The sequence below is a fragment of the Roseiflexus sp. genome (assembly GCF_057785375.1).
The window spans coordinates 1-18,943 of record NZ_JBYNRX010000110.1; the positions used below are offsets into that span (position 1 = coordinate 1).

The 18,943-nt window shown below is 60.7% G+C and carries 13 protein-coding genes and 1 pseudogene; 7 read left to right on the forward strand and 7 right to left on the reverse strand.

The window, feature by feature from the left end; genetic code table 11:
* Positions 1–504 precede the first annotated feature (504 nt).
* Positions 505–3,438: an N-acetylmuramoyl-L-alanine amidase gene (locus AC3EA7_RS21860; protein ID WP_488616197.1), complete on the forward strand. Its 2,934-nt coding sequence runs from the start codon at positions 505–507 to the stop codon at positions 3,436–3,438.
* Positions 3,439–3,514: 76 nt separating this feature from the next.
* A complete protein-coding gene (rfbB, locus tag AC3EA7_RS21865; protein ID WP_488616198.1) occupies positions 3,515–4,543 on the forward strand; it encodes a dTDP-glucose 4,6-dehydratase in 1,029 nt (342 codons plus the stop codon).
* Between the two features lie 239 nt (positions 4,544–4,782).
* Here rfbB and AC3EA7_RS21870 read toward each other — a convergent pair whose 3' ends face one another.
* The 5 genes and pseudogenes from AC3EA7_RS21870 to AC3EA7_RS21890 form a co-directional block, all read right to left on the reverse strand.
* Complete coding sequence (locus tag AC3EA7_RS21870; RefSeq protein WP_488616199.1) at positions 4,783–5,274, reverse strand: PIN domain-containing protein; 492 nt, start codon at positions 5,272–5,274, stop codon at positions 4,783–4,785.
* Positions 5,267–5,518 (reverse strand): UPF0175 family protein, encoded by a 252-nt coding sequence (locus AC3EA7_RS21875; protein ID WP_488616200.1) that lies wholly within the window; start codon positions 5,516–5,518, stop codon positions 5,267–5,269. Before AC3EA7_RS21875 ends, AC3EA7_RS21870 begins: the two co-directional genes overlap by 8 nt.
* 446 nt (positions 5,519–5,964) lie before the next feature.
* A pseudogene (locus AC3EA7_RS21880) lies at positions 5,965–8,073 on the reverse strand (cytochrome D1 domain-containing protein).
* A gap of 82 nt (positions 8,074–8,155) precedes the next feature.
* Entirely contained in the window at positions 8,156–10,819 is a 2,664-nt protein-coding gene (locus AC3EA7_RS21885; protein WP_488616201.1) for an FAD-binding oxidoreductase, read from the reverse strand.
* A gap of 194 nt (positions 10,820–11,013) precedes the next feature.
* The gene (locus AC3EA7_RS21890; RefSeq protein WP_488616202.1) at positions 11,014–11,442 is read right to left on the reverse strand and encodes an FKBP-type peptidyl-prolyl cis-trans isomerase; all 429 of its coding nucleotides are present in this window, start codon (positions 11,440–11,442) and stop codon (positions 11,014–11,016) included.
* A gap of 514 nt (positions 11,443–11,956) precedes the next feature.
* Between AC3EA7_RS21890 and AC3EA7_RS21895 the strand changes: the two genes are divergently transcribed.
* Entirely contained in the window at positions 11,957–12,628 is a 672-nt protein-coding gene (locus AC3EA7_RS21895; RefSeq protein ID WP_488616203.1) for a Crp/Fnr family transcriptional regulator, read from the forward strand.
* 101 nt (positions 12,629–12,729) lie between these two features.
* Here the strand turns inward: AC3EA7_RS21895 and AC3EA7_RS21900 are convergent, their stop codons facing one another.
* Together AC3EA7_RS21900 and AC3EA7_RS21905 are read right to left on the reverse strand one after the other, a co-directional pair.
* The gene (locus AC3EA7_RS21900; RefSeq protein WP_488616204.1) at positions 12,730–13,149 is read right to left on the reverse strand and encodes a cytochrome c maturation protein CcmE domain-containing protein; all 420 of its coding nucleotides are present in this window, start codon (positions 13,147–13,149) and stop codon (positions 12,730–12,732) included.
* Positions 13,146–13,373 (reverse strand): ATP-binding protein, encoded by a 228-nt coding sequence (locus AC3EA7_RS21905; RefSeq protein ID WP_488616205.1) that lies wholly within the window; start codon positions 13,371–13,373, stop codon positions 13,146–13,148. The genes AC3EA7_RS21900 and AC3EA7_RS21905 overlap by 4 nt, the downstream gene beginning before the upstream one ends.
* 158 nt (positions 13,374–13,531) lie before the next feature.
* On the opposite strand from AC3EA7_RS21905, the gene rarD reads away from it, so the two are divergent.
* The 4 genes from rarD (at position 13,532) to AC3EA7_RS21925 (ending at position 18,916) form a co-directional block, all read left to right on the forward strand.
* Positions 13,532–14,464, forward strand: a complete 933-nt coding sequence (gene rarD / locus AC3EA7_RS21910; protein ID WP_488616206.1) for an EamA family transporter RarD — start codon at positions 13,532–13,534, stop codon at positions 14,462–14,464.
* Between the two features lie 259 nt (positions 14,465–14,723).
* Entirely contained in the window at positions 14,724–14,858 is a 135-nt protein-coding gene (locus AC3EA7_RS21915) for a hypothetical protein (RefSeq protein ID WP_488616207.1), read from the forward strand.
* A gap of 395 nt (positions 14,859–15,253) precedes the next feature.
* Positions 15,254–17,536: a GAF domain-containing protein gene (locus AC3EA7_RS21920; protein ID WP_488616208.1), complete on the forward strand. Its 2,283-nt coding sequence runs from the start codon at positions 15,254–15,256 to the stop codon at positions 17,534–17,536.
* Between the two features lie 69 nt (positions 17,537–17,605).
* A complete protein-coding gene (locus AC3EA7_RS21925; RefSeq protein WP_488616209.1) occupies positions 17,606–18,916 on the forward strand; it encodes a zinc ribbon domain-containing protein in 1,311 nt (436 codons plus the stop codon).
* Positions 18,917–18,943: the final 27 nt, after the last annotated feature.

Sequence of the window (18,943 nt, forward strand, 5' to 3'; positions counted from 1 at the left end):
CCCGCCTCCTGCTCCCATCCGGGGAGCGAGGGAAATACCGCTCCCCTCCCCCCTCGTGGGGGTGGGGGAGATGGTGTGGTCTCTGCCCGTCTGCCCCTCGCCCCCCGCCTCCCGTTCCCATCCGGGGAGCGAGGGAAATACCGCTCCCCTCCCCCCTCGTGGGGGAGGGGGTGGGGGTGGGGGATATGGTGTGGTCTCCGCCCGTCTGCCCCTCGCCCCCCGCCTCCCGTTCCCATCCGGGGAGCGGGAGGCGAGGTAGCGCGGACTTCAGTCCGAAGCAACACCCGCGCGCGCGGGCTTGATCAGGGTGCACAGCCGCACAGTGGCTCGCACAATTTCAGCCGGGGCTTTAGCCTGTAGCGTCCTTTACATTTTCATTACAGACTGATTGTTTCGTTTACCGCATCAAGATGACCTAAATCAACTATCGCCCTTGAGCCGGTCAGATTGCTGTCAGCCGTCTGTCAGGCAGGTGTCAGCAATTCCATTGTGTGGCGTTCTACGATGGAACTGAACATCGTATTGGAGGAAGGGGCGGTTTGTATGCGCACCTGGAAGATTGCACCATTACGTCTCACTGCCATTGCTGCGCTGCTGCTCACAACCATTGCGCTGCTGCTTCCGTCGTATTCGTCAGATGCTGAGGAACAGGCGAGCAATTTGCAGCCGGAGCATACCGTAGCGCCACCTGCGGGCGATGCGCTGCTGGCGTCGATCCAGTCTATCGGGGAATATCTGACAACGCCGGTGCAGACGACGCGACCGTTCAGCCACCTGGTGCTACACTATCAAGCGCAGGTTCCGACGGGCGCAACATTGAGTCTCTTTGTGCGCGCGTCCGCCGACGGCGCTGCCTGGACCGACTGGACCGGGGTAGTCGGCAGCGATGACATGCGGCGTCCAGAGGATGGTCCCGATGTTGTCTGGAGCGACATCATCGACGCTGGCGCGTTAATGCATTTCTGGCAGGTGCGGGTGGTCATGGCGCCTGCGACGGATGGCGCCTTCCCGACCATTGGCGCCATCGAAGCGCACACCGTCGATGCGCTGACCGGTCCGGTCGCGCCGCCAGCCGCCGACATCGCCCTGCCGCAGAGCAGCGGTCCGGCGAAGCCGCCGGTGGTGTCACGCATTGCCTGGGGATCGCCTGATGGCCAGGGGAGCCGCGCCAGGCCCGCGTACTATCCGGTGAACCATATCATCGTCCACCACACTGCCGATGGCAATACCCTGGCGCCAGGGCAACCAAACTGGGCAGCGCGGGTACGGGCGATCTGGTCATACCACGCGATCACGCGCCGGTGGGGCGACATTGGCTACAACTACCTGATCGATCCCAACGGCGTGATCTACGAAGGCCGGGCGGGCGGCGACGATGCGGTTGGGTTCCACGATACCGCCAACTACGGCTCAATGGGCATCGCGCTGATCGGAACCTACGCCGGCGTGGCCCCAACCCCCGCTGCACAGGAGGCGCTGGTGCGTCTGATCGCCTGGAAAGCCGCGCAGAAGGACATTGATCCGCTCGGACGTTCGTACTACTACGGGTGTTCCCGGTCGAGCAAGTGTTTACCGTTCAATCCAGGCGCGATTGTGCCAAATATCGCCGGTCATCGCCAGGTGACGCCGGGACATACCACGTGTCCGGGTGACGCGACAATGGCAATCCTGCCCGATCTGCGCAATCGCGCGCTCGCATTGATGCGCAACGGTGACGGAACTTACGACAATGGCGATCTGGTCATTGACGAACGCGAGAGCAGTTTCAGCCGGAGCGCCGCGAACTGGTACAGCGCAGCATGCGGCACCGGCGACCACGCATTCTACACTTTTGCAACCAATAACCCGGCAGAAAGCACGAATCGCGGCGTCTGGCGCCCGAACCTGCCGCACCGTGGCTCATACCGTGTGCTGGCGCACATCCCGCGTAACTGCGGGCTGGGTTCGCTGACGGGGAATGCCAGATATGTGGTGCATAGCGCGGCGGGTAGTATTGTCGTTCCCGTCAGCCAGGAAAGTGTCGAGGGATGGGTCGATCTCGGCGTCTATACCTTTGATGCAGGGAACGGCGGAGCAGTCGAACTCGACGATCTGACCGGCGAGATGCTCACCGCGCGGCGGATCATTATGTTCGATGCGGTCAAATGGGTTCCCGAAAACCCGCAGGCGAACGCGCAGATCGTTGCGGTGCATTTCGAGCGCGACACGATCGCGGCAGGCGAACTGGTTCGCGTGGATGTAACCGTGCGCAACACCGGATCGACCATGATCGTCGGGCAGGAGCCGCGGGTTGACCTGACCGCCGGCGGCGGAATGAACGACCCTGCCAACGCCTATGTCTATGAGCAGCATGAGTGCTTTGCTGGCAGCCCGACCGGCGCCTTCCCCATGTTTCCGAAAGAAGCGGGCAGAATACGCATCACGCTTGGCATGCCGGGCTGGGGCGCGCTGTATGGCAGCGGGTGCGCCGGTCCGACCTCCGACTATCCGTGGCGCTGGGGGCTGAATCGCGAACTGGCGCCAGGTGCAGAGCAGACGATCGTCGGCTATGTGCGCTTCCATACGCCTGGCACATACACGCTACGCGCCGGACTGATCCACGAATATGTGCGCTATCTGGCGCAGGATGTCGGCGCAACGACGATTACCGTCACCAATGAGCGCACCCCGCCTGATGCCGCAACCTTCGACGAATGGCTGCGTCCCACGGCGCGCGTGTATCGTCTCAGTCTCGTGCCGGACAGCCTCCTGGCGCGCGCCGGCGACGCACAGGCGCTTCCATTGGGCGCGGAGGTCGGCAGCTTCGCCTGGCAGGGCGAACTGCTCGATTGGGGTGACGGTGGACCATTGGGATTGACAGACCACTTTGCGGTCGTTCAGACACGAACGTTTTATGCGCCGGTCAGCGGTGAGTACATCTTCCGCACCATCAGCGACGATGGCTCGTGGTTGCTGGTGAATGGGCGTACTGTCGTGGCAAATGGCGGTCTTCATGAGCAATCGGAAGCAACCGGAACGATCTATCTCGACGCAGGGCTACACGTGCTGTCGGTGGTCTTCTTCGAACTGCGCGGTATGGCGGCTGCCGGGTATGACGTGCAACTGCCGGGTTCCCCGGTCTTTCAGCCGGTCCCCGATGGGCTGGATGCCGCACTGCGCTTCGGCGGAACATTCGCCGGACCGACGATCATTACGCTTGCCGCAGATGATCGCGGTGGCAGCGGCATTGCGGCGATCCGCTGGAGCCTGAACGGAGCGCCGTGGCAGACGACTGCAGGACCAATCGCGCGCATCGATTTGCCTGAGAACGGAACATACCGTCTGCGTTATCAGGCAGTCGATGCAGCCGGCAATGAGAGTCCCATGCGCGAATTGACGGCGCAGGTCGATACGAACCTGACGATCCATCGCATAGCGTTGCCCGTGGTGGCGCGGTGACGTGTCATCCTTTTGACATCTGTTGGTGCTATGGTAGACTCCAGCAGATACACAACATACGGTTCAGGAGCACACCATGCGCAATATCCTGGTCGCCGGCGGCGCCGGTTTCATCGGCAGCAACTTCGTTGAATTGATGCTAGACACATACCCCGACTACCGGATTATTGTCTATGATAAATTGACCTATGCAGGACGGCTGGAAAACCTGGCGCGCTTTCGGGACAATCCGCGCTTTGCGTTTGTGCGCGGCGACATTTGTGATCCTGCCGCCGTGCGCGAAACCATCCGCGCCTACGACATCGATACCCTGGTCAATTTTGCCGCCGAGACGCACGTTGATCGTTCGATCATGGACCCTGACGCCTTCATTCGCACCGATGTCTACGGGACCTATGTGCTGCTCGAGGCAGTGAAAGAAATGAAACTCGAGCGCGCCCTGTTTGTCAGCACTGATGAAGTCTACGGTCACATCGAACCGGGGCATTCGTCGTCCGAGGATGATCCGCTCAAGCCGCGTTCCCCATATGCGGCATCAAAGGCTGGCGGCGAACACCTGGTGTACGCCTACTACATCACCTATGGGCTGCCGGTGCTGATTACCCGTGGCACGAACAATATCGGTCCCTACCAGTACCCCGAAAAAGCCGTACCGCTCTTCATCACGAACGCGATCGACGATATTCCGCTGCCGCTCTATGGCGACGGGCGGCAGATGCGCGACTACCAGTATGTAATGGATCACTGCGAGGGCATCGACGTGGCGTTGCACCGCGGCGCCATTGGCGAAGCGTACAACATCGGCTCAGGGGTCGAAACCGAGAATATCGTCATGGCGAAGGCGATCCTCGATCTGCTGGGCAAGCCCTACTCGTTGATCCAGCCGGTGGCGGATCGACCGGGGCACGACCGGCGCTACTCGGTGCGCACCGACAAGATCAAGGCGCTGGGATGGCAATCGCGCCACACCTTCGCTCAGGCTATCGAAAAAACCGTGCGCTGGTACATCGAAAACCAGGACTGGTGGCGCCCCATCAAGTCGGGTGAGTTCAAGGAATACTATCGCAAGCAGTACCTGGAGCGGCAGGCAGCGCCAGTCGGATGATGAATGCTCCCGGCTTGAACAATCCGCCTGCGTCTCAGCGCCGCCGCATCTCCTGCATCCGTCGAGCGCATCGGGCGTGACGCCCCGCCGGTCAAGGCGCGCTCCCTGAGCTTGTCGAAAGGGGCGTGCCACTGGCGGCATACCCAAAGAAATACCGAGTCTTCATTAGCTGCGGGCATACGGTTTTCAACTGGTCGCCGACCTTCTATCCGCCTCTGACACAGATCTCGTTACTCCATTCACGGTTCATCTTCACTGGCAAGTGACAGAATCCGTCTTCTAATGGTTACCGAAATCCACATTCCTTGATCGCTCAAACGGTTCACAAAAGGTGCAATTCTGTCAATCAGTCCGATCCGCTTCGCTTCGATCAACACCTTCAATGTACCCCATACCTGTAATCCGGCTGCCTGTGCGATACGTCGCGCCAGTCTATCATCAAGCAAAATAACACGTTCCCGATATTCGAGCGCCAGTGCCATAGCGGCTATTTCACCAGGTCCGAGATCAAGCGCCAGCCATTCTGACGGCATAGCAGAGGGGTTAACAATCGTGATCCAGGGATACACATGCAGATCCGGCACATCGTATCCTCTGCTGAACCCGACATTGAGTTCGTCACGCACCGCTTCCGGCGACCAGACTTCATTGAACAGGGCAGGCAGAAGTTCTATCGCACCAATGCGATACAGGTACAGCAACGGCGACGTATTGCTGATCGCTTCAGGCATGTTCCTGCTCCAGATCCTCCAGTTCAGTAGCAAAAGGGAACACGCCATACCGACTCAAACTGAGCAAGAATTCGATTCGAGGCATGCCAGCCAATTCCGCCGCCCTTCCTGACGAAAGGCGTCCCATTTCGTACAGCTTGATTGCTGCCAGCACGCGTAGCTCGCGCCCAAATGAAACAGGATCTGTTTTTTCAGCAAGCAGCACCTTTTCCGGAATCTCGAGCGTAATTTGCCTGGTAGTCATAATGTGTCTCCTGTATCGAATCTGGCTGCCAGATGTATAGGTGTATGCCAGGTCCAGACTCTCAATGCTGCATCGTATGAACTACAGAGAGCGCATCGAAGCGCATCGATCTCATTATAAGGTTCTCATCGCACGCTGACAACACGATCACTTCTCCGCGCGAGACGACCACAGCCTTATCTTCGGGTTGAGACACGAACAGGCATGCCGCCGTCGCTGGCAGCGGCATGCCCGTACATCCGCAGAGCCCCATCAGTAACAGGACTTACGCGGTGGCGCGTTTTCTGGCTTCGCCAGAGCCTGCGGCAGCGTGGTACTCCCATCAAGGCGGTGTGGTGCGGCGGCGAAGTCGCCGCACCACACCACAAAAGAAGACAAATACCACTCTGCCGAAGGCAAAAAGAGTCGTTCCGCGGCTCGTCGGTGAGGCGACCGCGTCACTCCTGTCAGTAAATATCGCGCACCGTGTTGTAGACATTGAACTTACCGGTCGGCGTCACCAGGTTGGGGATGCGCGCCTTTTCGGTCAGCGTTGCATCATCGTACACGACGATCTCGCCCGTTTCGCCCGGTTTGCTCGCATCGCCCTAGATGCTCACCCATACCTCCGTCCCGGCTGCGTTATACTCGAAATGCACGGCGCGCCCGTAAGAACTGGCTTCCCAGCACTTATGGGTCTCTGCTGGCGTTTCCTTCGCAATGACGCAGATCGTTCGCGCCAGCGCCGGGTCGGAGTTGAGCGTCATATCAACCCAGATCCACTGGCTCTTTGGATGTGTCTTGATGAACAGGCTTCCGGCGCCGGGCAGCGGCGTGACGCGCACCGCCTTCCAGGCAGAGTCTGGGTGTCCTTCAGGGTCCGTACCAATCGAGACAATCGCCGGATCGCCGAGGTGCCCTGAACTCCAGACCGGACCGAACTCAGGATCGATCCAGTTGGCGCCGCGACCAGGGTGCGGGATTTTGGGCGTATCCACCAGCGCAACCATCCGTCCCTCCTGAGCATCGACCACCGCAACCTTGTTCGACTGATTGGCTGCCACCAGGAAGTAGCGGTGGGTTGCATCCCAGCCGCCGTCGTGGAGGAAGCGCGCCGCCGGCAGCATCTTGATCTGCGGCGCCTGCGGATCAGCGTAGTTCACCAGCCAGATCTGCCCGATCTCCTTCACATTGATGATCCACTCCGGCTTGAAGTCGGAGGCGACGATACTGGCGACGCGCGGCTCGGGATGGTACTCCTGCGTATCGACCGTGTAGCCGCGGGTGCTGACAATATGGATCGGTTCCAGAGTCTGGCCGTCGAGGATGACAAAGTGGGGGGGCCAGTAACAGCCAACCACTGCCAGTTTGTCGGTAAAATCGCCTGCTGGACCATTGTACTTGCTGACTTCGACCGAACGCGCGTCGTAGCAGACCTGCACCTCGGCGACTTTTGTGGGTGTTTCCGTCCACAGGTCGATCATCGCCAGTTTTCCGTCGCGCCCGATGACATAGGCGTAGCGTCCGGTCGCCGACATGCGGGTGATATGCACGGCGTAGCCACTATCCACCTTGCTCACCACTTCATACGTATCGCCGTCGATCACCGCCACCTGTCCGGCGTCGCGCAGCGTGACCACGAAATAGTTCTGCCAGTCGCGCTTCGTCTGCGGCGTGGTTGGTCGCTGATCGGGTGCCACGTACACCTTCCACGACTCCTTCATCCGTACCAGCGGCAATTCCGGCGGCGCAGGCGGCTCGCGCTGCAGGAATCGCGCCAGCACATCGATCTGCTCCTGAGTGAAGAAGCCCTGTTTGCCCCAATCGGGCATGCCGCGCGATGTGCCGTTGTAGATGATCGTCGACAACCCGACCGTACCAAGCGAAATGGTGCGATCAGGCGTGAGCGCCGGACCGGTTGCGCCTTTGCGCAGGGTGCCGTGGCATCCAGCGCAGCGCTCGAAATAGACGAGTTTCGCCCAGGCGAACTCGTCGTCGCTCAGGGTTGGCGCGGCTTCGGCTGGAGCGGCGGCTGGCTCTTCGGAAACAATCGCTTCCACTTCGCCTGGAGGTTCTTTCAGGTAGGCGATGACCGCTGCCAGTTCCTCTTCAGACAATCCCTGCCCCAATGACGGCGGCATGACCCCCTTCTGGCACGGGCTGCCATTGCAATCGGGGGCGACGAAGACATCCGGTTCGAGGATCGCTTCGCGGAGGTATGCTTCGACCGTTGTGGCGTTGCCGGTGTAGGCGCTGCTCTGCATTGTCCGGGCAGCGACCTGTGCGATGTTCGTGAGGTCTGGTCCAATGGTTCCTCTGGCGTTGGGAACGCCAGGGATGGTGTGGCACGCGCCACAACCGCCTTTTTTGAACGCCGCCAACGCGAGATCGCCTGGTGGCGCGGTTGTGGCGGCTACTGGCGCCGTCTGTGGGGTTGGTGCGGTTGCCGTTGGCGTCACCTCCGCCTGACGCGCACAGGCAACCAGGACGACCAACCCCAGCAGAGCGCCAAAGACGAGGTGTTTCCACAGGCGCATAGACAGCCTCCTCGCTGCGTGGGCGATACCAATGCCCATCTTCACCTTTACGAGGAGTATACGCTACAGGGATCGTCCTCGTCTGTGACTTTTCTCACAGCCCTCGCCTCCGCTGCTCCAGTCAGACGATGAATGCTTCCGGATTGAGCAACCCGCCAGCGCCCCAGCGGCGCCGCATCTCCTGCATCCGGTCGAGAGCGTCAGGCATGTATCCCCATCGGTTGAGGCGCGCGCGCGCCGGCGCCGCCAGAACGACGGCGTAGCCATTGAGCGTTCGCGCAGCGGTGCGCAGGCGATCCAGCATGCGGGATGCATCCTCCGGGTGCGGCGCCGGCGCGCGCACATACACCTGCCCCGCCGCCAGATCCGTCAGATACGACTCATTCCCGCCAAAACCAGCGCGCTGCATGAACGCGCGGATATCCTTCGGCGCAACCCCAACCCGCACCAGCAAGTCTTCCGGTTGTGCGGCATTGATGAATGCGCCCCACAGATCGCAGCCTGAAGGCGCGTTGATCTGAACCGCCGGAATGTCGGCGCTGCGCAGCGCAGCGCGCACGGCGGCAATCTCCGCCGTGACATCCTCTGCCAGCCCTTCGGCAGTGTAGACGAGCAGCGTTGTTGGGCGACGATCCAGCGCCACCGGCAATGCCGACAGCCAGTTCCCGCCATCGGCGATCTCCAGCGCCAGCACTGCCGAAGCGATCAGCGATTGCTGCGCCAGCGTTGCACCGATGTCGAGCGCCTGTGCAACCCGCCGCGGTAGAGCGATCACGGTCGCGCGCGCACGCGGCAGCGGCGCCAGTTTCAACGTCACATCACAGAGCAGCCCCAGCGTCCCGTGTGCGCCAACGTGCACTTTTTGCAGGTCGTACCCTGCCACATTCTTGACCACCGGTCGCCCGATGCGCGCCACACGCCCGTCGGGAAGGGCGATGGTCGCCGCCAGCAGCATGTCGCGGACGCTGCCGTAGCGCATGCGGAGTGGTGCGTTGGCGTTCGCGGCAACAATGCCGCCAATCGTTGCAGCAGACCAGGGGGATGCCAGCGGCGCCCACATCCGGTGTTCTTGCAACACTGCCTGCAACTCCTCCAGCCGCATCCCGGCGCCAACGGTCACATACAGGTCTTCCGGGGCAAGCGCGCGAATGCCGGACAGACACCCGGTGGAGAGCACTGCATCGGCAGGCGGCAAAAGCGCCGATTTCGTCCCGCCACCGCGAATGCGCACGCTCTTCCCTGCATCGATAAGGGCATGCAGCGTTTCTGCCGCTTCCTCCGGGCTTTCTGGCGTAGCGACAGGTGGTGCGGCAGACGCTTCCGCTATTTCCGGCGAGTGTATGACCGGCGCCGAGTCTGTCGGACGCCCATTGTGCGACGGCGCAACCGCTTCCTCACGCGGCGGCAGCACCTTTCCGGGGTTCATAATACCCACTGGATCGAAGATCTCCTTCATATCCCACATCAATGAAAGTTCGGTGGGACCGTACATGAGCGACATAAACGCGCGCTTTTCGATGCCGACGCCATGCTCGCCGGTGATGCTGCCGCCTGCTGCGACGCATGCAGCCAGGATTTTGCGCCCGGTTTCGAGGATGCGCGCAATCAGCGTTCGATCCGAGGGGTCTTCGATCAGAATGAGCGGGTGCAGGTTGCCGTCGCCAGCGTGGAATACATGACCGGTGCGGAACCCGTCCGCTTCGATGATTTGATTGACGATCGCAAGTGTTTCCGCCAGTTTGCTGCGTGGCACGGTGCCATCGAGCAGATAGTATGCTGGCGCCAGCCGCGCCATGGCGCCGGCTGCGCTCTTGCGCGCAAACCAGATGCGGTCACGCTCGGCAGCGCTTTGCGCAATGCGCATTTCGCGCACATTGCATTCGCGGAGCGTCGCCTCGATCTCCGCGATCTGCAGTCCGACGCTTTCGGGATACCCATCCACCTCGATGATCAGCACGGCGCCTGCGTCGAGCGGCAACCCGGGATGGGCATACTCCTCGACGATGCGCACAATGCTCGAGTCCATCATTTCCATCGTTGCCGGCACCAAACCGCGCGCAATGATGGCAGAGACCGCTTCTCCGGCGCGTTCGACACTGTCGAAGGCTGCCAGCATGGTGCGCACGGCTGGCGGGTCGCGCAGCACGCGCAGATTGGCTCGTGTGATGATGCCCAGCGTGCCTTCGCTGCCGACAAAGAGCGCTGTCAGGTCGTATGCCGGAATATCGAACGCGCGTCCGCCAGTGTGAATGATCCGCCCATCACTCAGCACGACCTCCACACCCGTCACATAGTTGCTTGTGACGCCGTATTTGAAACAGTGCGGTCCGCCAGCATTCGTGCCAATATTCCCGCCGATCGTCGCGGTGCGCTGACTTGAGGGGTCGGGCGGAAAGAACAGACCGTGCTTGCGCACCTGGTTATCGAAGATCAGGTTCACAACCCCTGCCTCGACAACTGCACTGTGTCCCATCAGGTCAAGTTCCAGCACCCGGTTCATCAGACCAAGCTGCACCACCAGCCCGCCGATTTCGGGCACCGCGCCGCCAGCCAGCCCGGTGCCCGAACCGCGCGCAATCAGGGGGGTGCGATGTTCGGCAGCCCAGCGCACCACCTGGACAACCTCATCAACTGAACGGGGAAACACGACGCCATCGGGATGTCCGCGGTCGAAACTGCCATCGACTTCGTAGGTGATCAGTTGCGCCGGATCGACGACAACGCGATCGGGACCGAGACGTGCGGCGAGATCGGCAAGCAGCGCCTGAGTATCAGCAGTGGTCATAGCATCCTCGCATCTGGTGTTCTGCTTTGTGGGTGTGCGTCTCAGTATATCATACATGCGCGCGGCGCTGCGTTGATCGCCTGTCTTCCGCCCCACGGACGCCTGACAGGTGTATCCATGGACGGAAAAAAAAGCATCCGGCGTCTCACAGTGCGGAAACGCCGGATGCTTGTTCTATGTGCCGAAATTGTCGGCTATTCAATTGCCACCAGTTCGATATCGAATGTCAATGTGGCGCCTGCCAGCGGATGATTGGCGTCGAATGTCACATCGGACGGCGACACATCGCGCACTGTAACGATGAACGTCTGACCGTCGGGGCGACGCATCTGATACTGCTCGCCAACTGCCGGATCGATCTGCGGTGGAAGTTCATCACGGCTCAGCGAGAAGACCAGCTCATCGTGATATTCGCCATACGCCTGATCTGGCGTCAGCACAGTGCGGCGCGTCTCACCCTCCTGCATGCCGACCACTGCCTCCTCGAACCCCTGAATGACCTGCCCGCTGCCCAGCGTAAACACCAGCGGTTCACGACCGTGCGAACTGTCGAAGACGGTGCCATCTTCCAGCGTGCCGGTGTAGTGCACTGTCACGGTGTCGCCAGTTTGTGCCGTTGCCATTGTGTACTCCTGTTTGGTAGCGGCTCGACGATATCGCCGGGCGTGTGATGCGCATGCACATCCAGGCCAGGAGATGGCGCAAGCCACATCTGTTGTTGCATGCGTACAGCATACCATGTGAATGGCAAGGGTGCAAAGCGTGTGCACGCAGTAAGTATTCACGGTTGCGATAAACGATGCCGCCAGTCGCCCCAAAATGGGGATTCGGGGGGCTGCCCCCGAAAAGGAGCAGCGGCGGCGGAATAGCCTCAGCGAGCGCCAACGCACGGCGCCCCGAGGCGCCGCATATCACGCCTGCGCTCGCAGGACAAGTGTGAACGGGCGCCGCACGCACAGGGCGCAGTCATGAATTGACAATCTCATCGTTCGTTTCTCACGCTTCATTCGCCATCGTGTACAATAGAGAATGATAAGACAATCAAACGCCCGCTTTCAGCCTTCTGTCGTGTGCAGCACATATTCGGCGGAAGCCTGCGCCGCTTCCCGAAAACTGCACTGGAAAGCGAGGCCATGGATGCCGGTCGAAAGCGCCGAGATTCGTCGCGTCGAGTTATTTGCCGATCTGCCGGAGCAAGAGTGTGTTGCGCTGGCGTCGATTGCGCTGCGCGTGCGCTACGCCGCCGGCGCGACGCTCTTTCTTGCTGGCGATCCATCGCCTGGGCTATATGTGCTCCTCAGCGGTCGGGTGCGCCTGTCACGCATATCGCCAAACGGTCGTGAGCAGGTCATCCATATCGTTACACCAGGGCATCATTTCAATTCCGTACCCGTGTTCGACGGCGGTCCGTGTCCGATCAACGCATCGGCTCAGACCGACGTGACGGCGCTGTTGTTTCCAGGCGAGCGGCTCCATGCCCTCATTCTGGAACATCCGGCGGTTGCGCTGCGCCTGCTGGCCGACTCGTGCAGGTATCTGCAGCAGTTGGTGGATCTGGTGGACGATCTGGCGCTCACCACGGTGCAGGGTCGCCTGGCGCGTCTGTTGCTGACGCAGGCGGAAGCTGGCGAGCAGGGTTTCGTTCAGCCGCTCACCCAAAGTGAAATGGCGGCGCGCCTTGGCACGGTGCGCGAGATGGTCGGACGATCACTGAAGACCTTCGAGGCAATGGGGCTGATCCGCATTGAGCGCGGTGTCATCGTCATCGTTGATCGCACAGGTCTTGAACGTGAAAGTGAACGGGAATGAAACCGAACTGCGGGCAGGCGAAGGCATTGCCTTCACCTGCCCGGCGGTCGCTGAGCGGGTCGAAGCGCCGCACGTCCCATGGCAATGTTTCGGATAAGCGATTAGCGCGCAATATCCTGCTCGTGGTATTTTGACGGACACTTGACCAGCACCTGATCGGCAAGGAAGAACTGCTGATTCGCGTCGTATCGTCCGATGACTACAATGCTCGTCGCCAATTCGAAGTGCGACGGTTTCGGCTCATGGCTGACGATTGTGACCCGTCGACCGGTTTCGTCTTCAAGGACAAACGTAAATCGTCCCTGCGCATCATACGTTCCCGCGCTGCCGGGAAAGCCGACCAGTTGAACACTGCGCCCGCTCTTGATCGCCTCATCGATGCGCTCCGTATAGGGGCGGAACGAGTCCCGCAGCCCGCCATAACTGAGGAGCGCCGCCACAACGATCAGAACTATTCCCGCAGCCTGCACCGGCGTGACAGGCAGGCGGCGCTGATGCGGAAGGACCGTGCGCCGGATCATACACTCCTCCATTGCTGGCTGGTCTCGAACACGATGATGAAGGGACGCCCAATTGCGCCGGTGGGGCATGCCCGCTCACAGGCATCACAATAGGTGCAAGCGTATGGGCGAACAATGACGGCTTTGTGCTTGATCAGTTCCACCGCCTGTGTCGGACAGTGCTGCACACACTGTCCACAGCCGGTGCAGCGGTCGTGATTGATCGCAGGAAGCGTCCAGGGCATTGTTATGTGCTTCTCTCTGCTTGAGCGCCCGCATTCTGACCTCTAGTGTACTCTGGCAGGAACGCCTCGTCTGTGACTTTTCTCGCACTCAACGTCGATGACAGATTGTGGTACGATAGCGGGGTTGTCGTTCATTTGCTCTGGCGCAGGCGGTATCTATGAACAAAGGCGTGCTCTACGCGGCAGGCGCCTATGCCTGTTGGGGATTGCTTCCCGTCTTCTGGAAATTGTTACAGCACATCGATGCGCTCGAGATTGTCGCGCACCGGATCATCTGGGCGCTGGCGTTTGCCGTCGTTCTCCTGACTGCCGGCAGACGCTGGTCGCGGATCAGCATCGTCTGGCGCAACCGGCGTGTGCTGGCGACCTTTCTGGTCACCGGCGCGTTGCTCACGGCAAACTGGTTCGTCTACATCTGGGGGGTGAACACCAATCACATTGTCGAGACCAGCCTGGGCTATTTCATCAACCCGCTGGTCAATGTGCTGCTTGGCGCGCTGGTGCTGAAAGAACGCCTGCGCATCGGGCAGGGCCTGGCAATGAGCGTGGCGCTGATCGGCGTGCTGTACCTGACGTTTCAGTACGGATCGTTTCCGTGGATTGCGCTCATTCTGGCTGGTACATTCGCGCTCTACGGCTTATTGCGCAAAACCGCATCACTCGACTCGCTCAACGGCTTTTCACTCGAAACGGCGCTCCTGACCCCGCCCATGGTCGCATTTCTGGCATACCGTGAACTGACGATGCACACCACGTTCATCCACGGCGATCCGTTGACCTGGCTCCTCCTGATCGCCGCCGGACCAATCACCGCGATCCCGCTCTTGCTCTTTGCCGCCGGCGCGCGGCGGGTCTCGCTGGTGACGCTGGGGGTGTTGCAGTATATCGCGCCAACTTTGCAGTTCCTGATCGGCGTCGGTTTGTACGGCGAACCGTTGACATTGCCGCGACTGATCGGGTTTGTGTTGATCTGGACGGCGCTGGCGATCTATACCTTCGATAGCATGGTGCATCGGCAGGTGGTCTCGGCGCCGTTGCCTGCGGCGCCTGAGACGCCTGATACAATCGAGCAAGCGCTAAATCGCCCATGATGGGCCTGAGTGGAGCGGCTGACGTTGGCTGAGCCGGTCGCAGCCAACGTCAGCCGCAAGACGGGCAATACAGGCTGACATGTCCGATTTCGACCAGGAAATTGACATCGCTCTGAGCGCTCGCTTCACCGCAGGCAACTGAGCCGAAGATGATACTAACTTGCGGTCAGTCAGACAAGACGTTCGAGCGCCTGGTTCGCAAGGCGTAACAATCCACAACGCCCTGGCATCAGCAGCCCCAACGGGGCTTGCACGTGCGGTGAGCGCCGTCGAACCGCGTGCGGTGAGCGCCGTCGAACCGCGTGCGGTGAGCGCCGTCGAACCGCGTGCGGTGAGCGCCGTCGAACCGCGTGCGGCGCGCATGGTCGAACTGCGTCCTCAGCGAGGGCTTTAGCCCGCAGCGCCCCGGCAGTAGTGTACGAATGACCGCGCATGCGTATGAGATGATTGTAGCAAAATACTATATTATCGCCTGTGATCTGTATAAAGATATGAGTCCACTGCACAAAGGCTTAGCCACAAAGGACACGAAGCGCACGAAGGTGCATAAACATGAAGCGCATGTCCTTTGTGTCCCTTTGTGACCTTCGTGGTTGGCTTTTTGCAGTGAAGTCAGATATGCCATATTCCAGGAGAAGCCCGCACCGGAACGACAAGCATCGAAGTGGACGGTTTCGGGAATCGTTCGCTTACAGTGGTGCGTGCATGCACGTGTGCCCAACCCACGACTACGCAACGTCTGTCATGCTATAATCCATAATCTGGAACACGCTGCGTCGGGGGCGTGAGATGACGATTACGCAGCCGCCGCTCGTCGGCGAAATCTTCGAACAACCGGTCAACGAGGCGGAACAACGCAGCGAGGTGCTGGCGAACCTGCTGGATGTTTCGACGTACCTCGTGTCGATGCTCAACCCCAATGAGTTGTTCGCCGGGCTTGTCCGGCGTGTTGTTGAGGTGGTTCCCGCAGTGCAGGCCGGGCTGCTCTGGATCTACGACCGGCGCCAGACAACGCTGCATCTGGAGTCGTTCTATGGTCTCGACTTCGGTCCGGCGAATGAAGCCGTCTGTCGTTTGCGCCTGCGCCCTGGCGAAGGTCTGGCGGGTGAAGCGCTGCGACGCGGTGAGCCGCTTCTGATCGAGACCCGCTCGTCGTACCGCGATCTGGCGCGGCGGGTCAGTCCGCGCAGCGAGCCGGATGTGTGCGCCTTCCTTGAACGCCTCCCGCGCGAACTGACTGCAGTTATCCTGCCGCTGCGCATCGGTACGGAAGTGATCGGTGTGCTGGAGTTGATGAACCTCAGCAACCGGCCTCAACTGCGCCGCACCGATCTCCAGGTGTTGCAGACGTTCAGCAACCTGGCGGCAGGCGCCATCAAAAACGCCCAACTCCATGCACAAATGCAGGCACATCAGCGTCGTCTGGAAGCGTTTGGCGCGATTGGCACCGTGATCAGCACGGCTGCGGATCTTGATGAACTGGTTCGCAACGTACTGGATGTTGTGCTTGGTGTGGTGGATGTGTCGGTTGGCGTCCTGCTGCTCCTCGATCCCGGTCGTGCGATGTTGCAACTCGGCGCCTGGCGCAACATCCCGTCTCAGTTCGTCGAACAGCACCGCGAGATGCACGTCGCCGGCGCGATGTGTGAGGAAGCCGTGCGTTATGGTCAACCGATCCGCCGTCCATTGATCGCCGGGTCTGGCGAGGAGGCGCTGATCGAGGAAGGGTTGTCGAGTTGTGCATATATACCACTCCTGGCAGGCGGCACGGTTGTGGGGGTGGTCGGCATCTACGGCGATCCCACGCTCCCGGAACGTATCGACGTGCAGACGCTCATGATGATGGGCAACCTGATCGGCTTTGCGATTGCGAACGTGCGACTGTATCAGGAAAGCCATATCGAACGCCGAAAATTGACTGCGGTGATCAATAGCATCGTCGAGGGGGTCGTGTTGTGCGACCGCCTCGGACGACTAGTGCTCGCCAATCGCACGGCGATGGAGCTGCTGTCGTCCGACTTGTTTCCCTACCAGCAGCCGATCAGTTCAATGGCGGACTTCTACGCCATTCGCGATCTCGACGGACGTGCGCTGCCGGTTGAGCGCCTGCCGCTCACACGCGCGCTGGCCGGAGAAGTGTTTCACGATTACCGGGTTTTGTTGCGTGGCGCCAGCGGCGAAGACACGGTGATGAGTTTCAGCGGTGCGCCCGTCTATGGTGATATGAATACTATCGAGGGCGCGGTTGTTATCTTCCGTGATATTACTGAGCATCAGAAACTCGAACGCGCCAAGGACGACTTTCTTGCGGTTGCGGCGCACGAATTGCGCAGCCCGCTTGCGGCAGTGCGCAGTTACGCCGATCTCCTGATTCGTCGCGAGCAGCGCCGCGAGAAGGAGGATGCCACCGATTTGCGCGGGCTGACCATCCTTTCCCAGCAAGTGAGCCATATGCTGCGTCTGGTCGATAACCTGCTCGATATGTCGCGCCTCGACGCCGGTCTCTTCAGTCTGCAACTCCAGCGCGTCAACCTGGTTGCGCTGACCCAGCAGGTGATCGATCAGTTGCGCCCGACGATTGGTGAGCGCGAAGTGAAACTGACCAGCGATGCGCCCGATCTGTTGATCACCTGCGATCCGCTGCGCATCCATCAGGTGCTGACCAATCTGCTGGTCAATGCAGCACGCTATAGCGGCTCGGGTGCGCCAATCGAGATGATAGAGGTCGTTATTCGATCTGATGTGCTGGCGATGCGGTATACGCACCAGCCACCGACAACGCTGCGGTCATGGTTGGCCGGTATGCACCATGAGTCACAACCACTGGCGTTGATTACGGTGCGTGACTATGGCATTGGCATGTCGGAAGAGACGATGCAGCACCTGTTCCGCCGGTACGTGCGCGGTCGTCACCGCAGCGGTGAAGGGCTTGGATTGGGATTGTACCTCAGTTATGAACTGGTGGTGCGGCACGGTGGGACCATCTGGGCGGAGAGCATCGAAGGGCGTGGGAGCACCTTCTATGTCGTGCTGCCGCTGGGGGGGCCGCCACAATCGAACGGTTCCACGTAGATGGCGTAACTTCCATGCTGTCGATGCGTTCTTATATAAGGCGGACGCTTGTTCGCAAGGAGATGCGTGATGATTCGCTGTCCGCAGTGTCAGGCCGAGATTGCCGAAGGAAAACGCTTTTGCCCTCAGTGTGGCGCACGCCTCCCTGAACCGTCTGGCGATGCCGGGCGGACGGTGTTGCTGCCGCCAGAAGCGCGCGCCTCTGAGACAACGCCACCGTCAGCCGCTCCGACCGGAGATGCCGGCAAGACGATGGTGGTTCCGCCGGCGCCGACGGGAGATGTGGGCCGCACGGTGCTGCTGCCGCCCGAAGGGGATGCCGGCAAGACGATGATGGTTCCGCCGGCGCCTCCTTCCGAAACGCCGTCCAGCAGCGCCGGATTACAGACAATTCTTGCCGATCAGTCCCAGAAGCCGCAACTGCCAGCATCGGGCGCTTCCCCAGCCTCGACCCAACCGCCGGCAAGCGGCGGATTCGGATTACCGTCCTCCCCGCCATCACCGACGGGGCCTTCAACATCGCCAGCCTCGGGCGGCAGACTCGGATTGCCTCCATCCATCCCCCCCGCCACAGGCGGCGGGTTTGGATTGCCCTCCTCTGCGTCGTCGCCTGCCGCCAGCAGCCCCGTCGCTCCGCCGCCTGCAACCACGCCCGCCAAAAAGGGACCCAATTGGCTGCTGATTATTGGCATTATTCTCGGTGTGCTGGTGCTGGGGTGCATCCTGGTCATCGGCGCTCTGTATCTCATCGGGCAGTCGGCGGTTCAGTCGCTTGGCACGACCGTCTCTGGCACAGTAGTGAGCATCGACAATCCGCCAGCGACGTCCAATTTTCCGAACGTACTGCTGCGCGACTCGCTTGCGAGTGCAGCGGGCAGTCAGTTTACCGCCGAACGAACAGACGCTGGCGATTACCGCTTTGAAAATGGCGCGTATGTGATCGAGGCGTTCGAAGCGGATCAGATCGTCTGGCAAGTTATCGACGGCGTCGTCGATGACGCATCATTTGAGATCGAGGCAACGGTCAGCAAGCCGCGTAGTGCGGCAGTGGCGCTGCTGTTTCGCTATCAGGACAATCAGAACTTCTACATTCTCAGCGTCGATGGCGCAGGCCGCTATCGCGTCGCCCGTTATGTGAATGACGCTTTCTCGGTGCTACGCGACTGGACATCGTCGCCGTCCATCAACGCCGCCGGTTCGTCTAACCGGCTGAAGGTCGAGATGGTTGGCGATGAACTGACCTTCTACTCTAATGGTCAGCGTCTTACGACCCTGCGCGACAGCGCCTTCCAAAGCGGCGAACTTGCGTTTGGGACAGAAACCTTCGGTGAAGGACAGGGTGTCGTTCGTTTCAGCAACCTGCTGGTACGCAGTCGGTAATACTCGTGGATCAAGGAGCGCACGTTC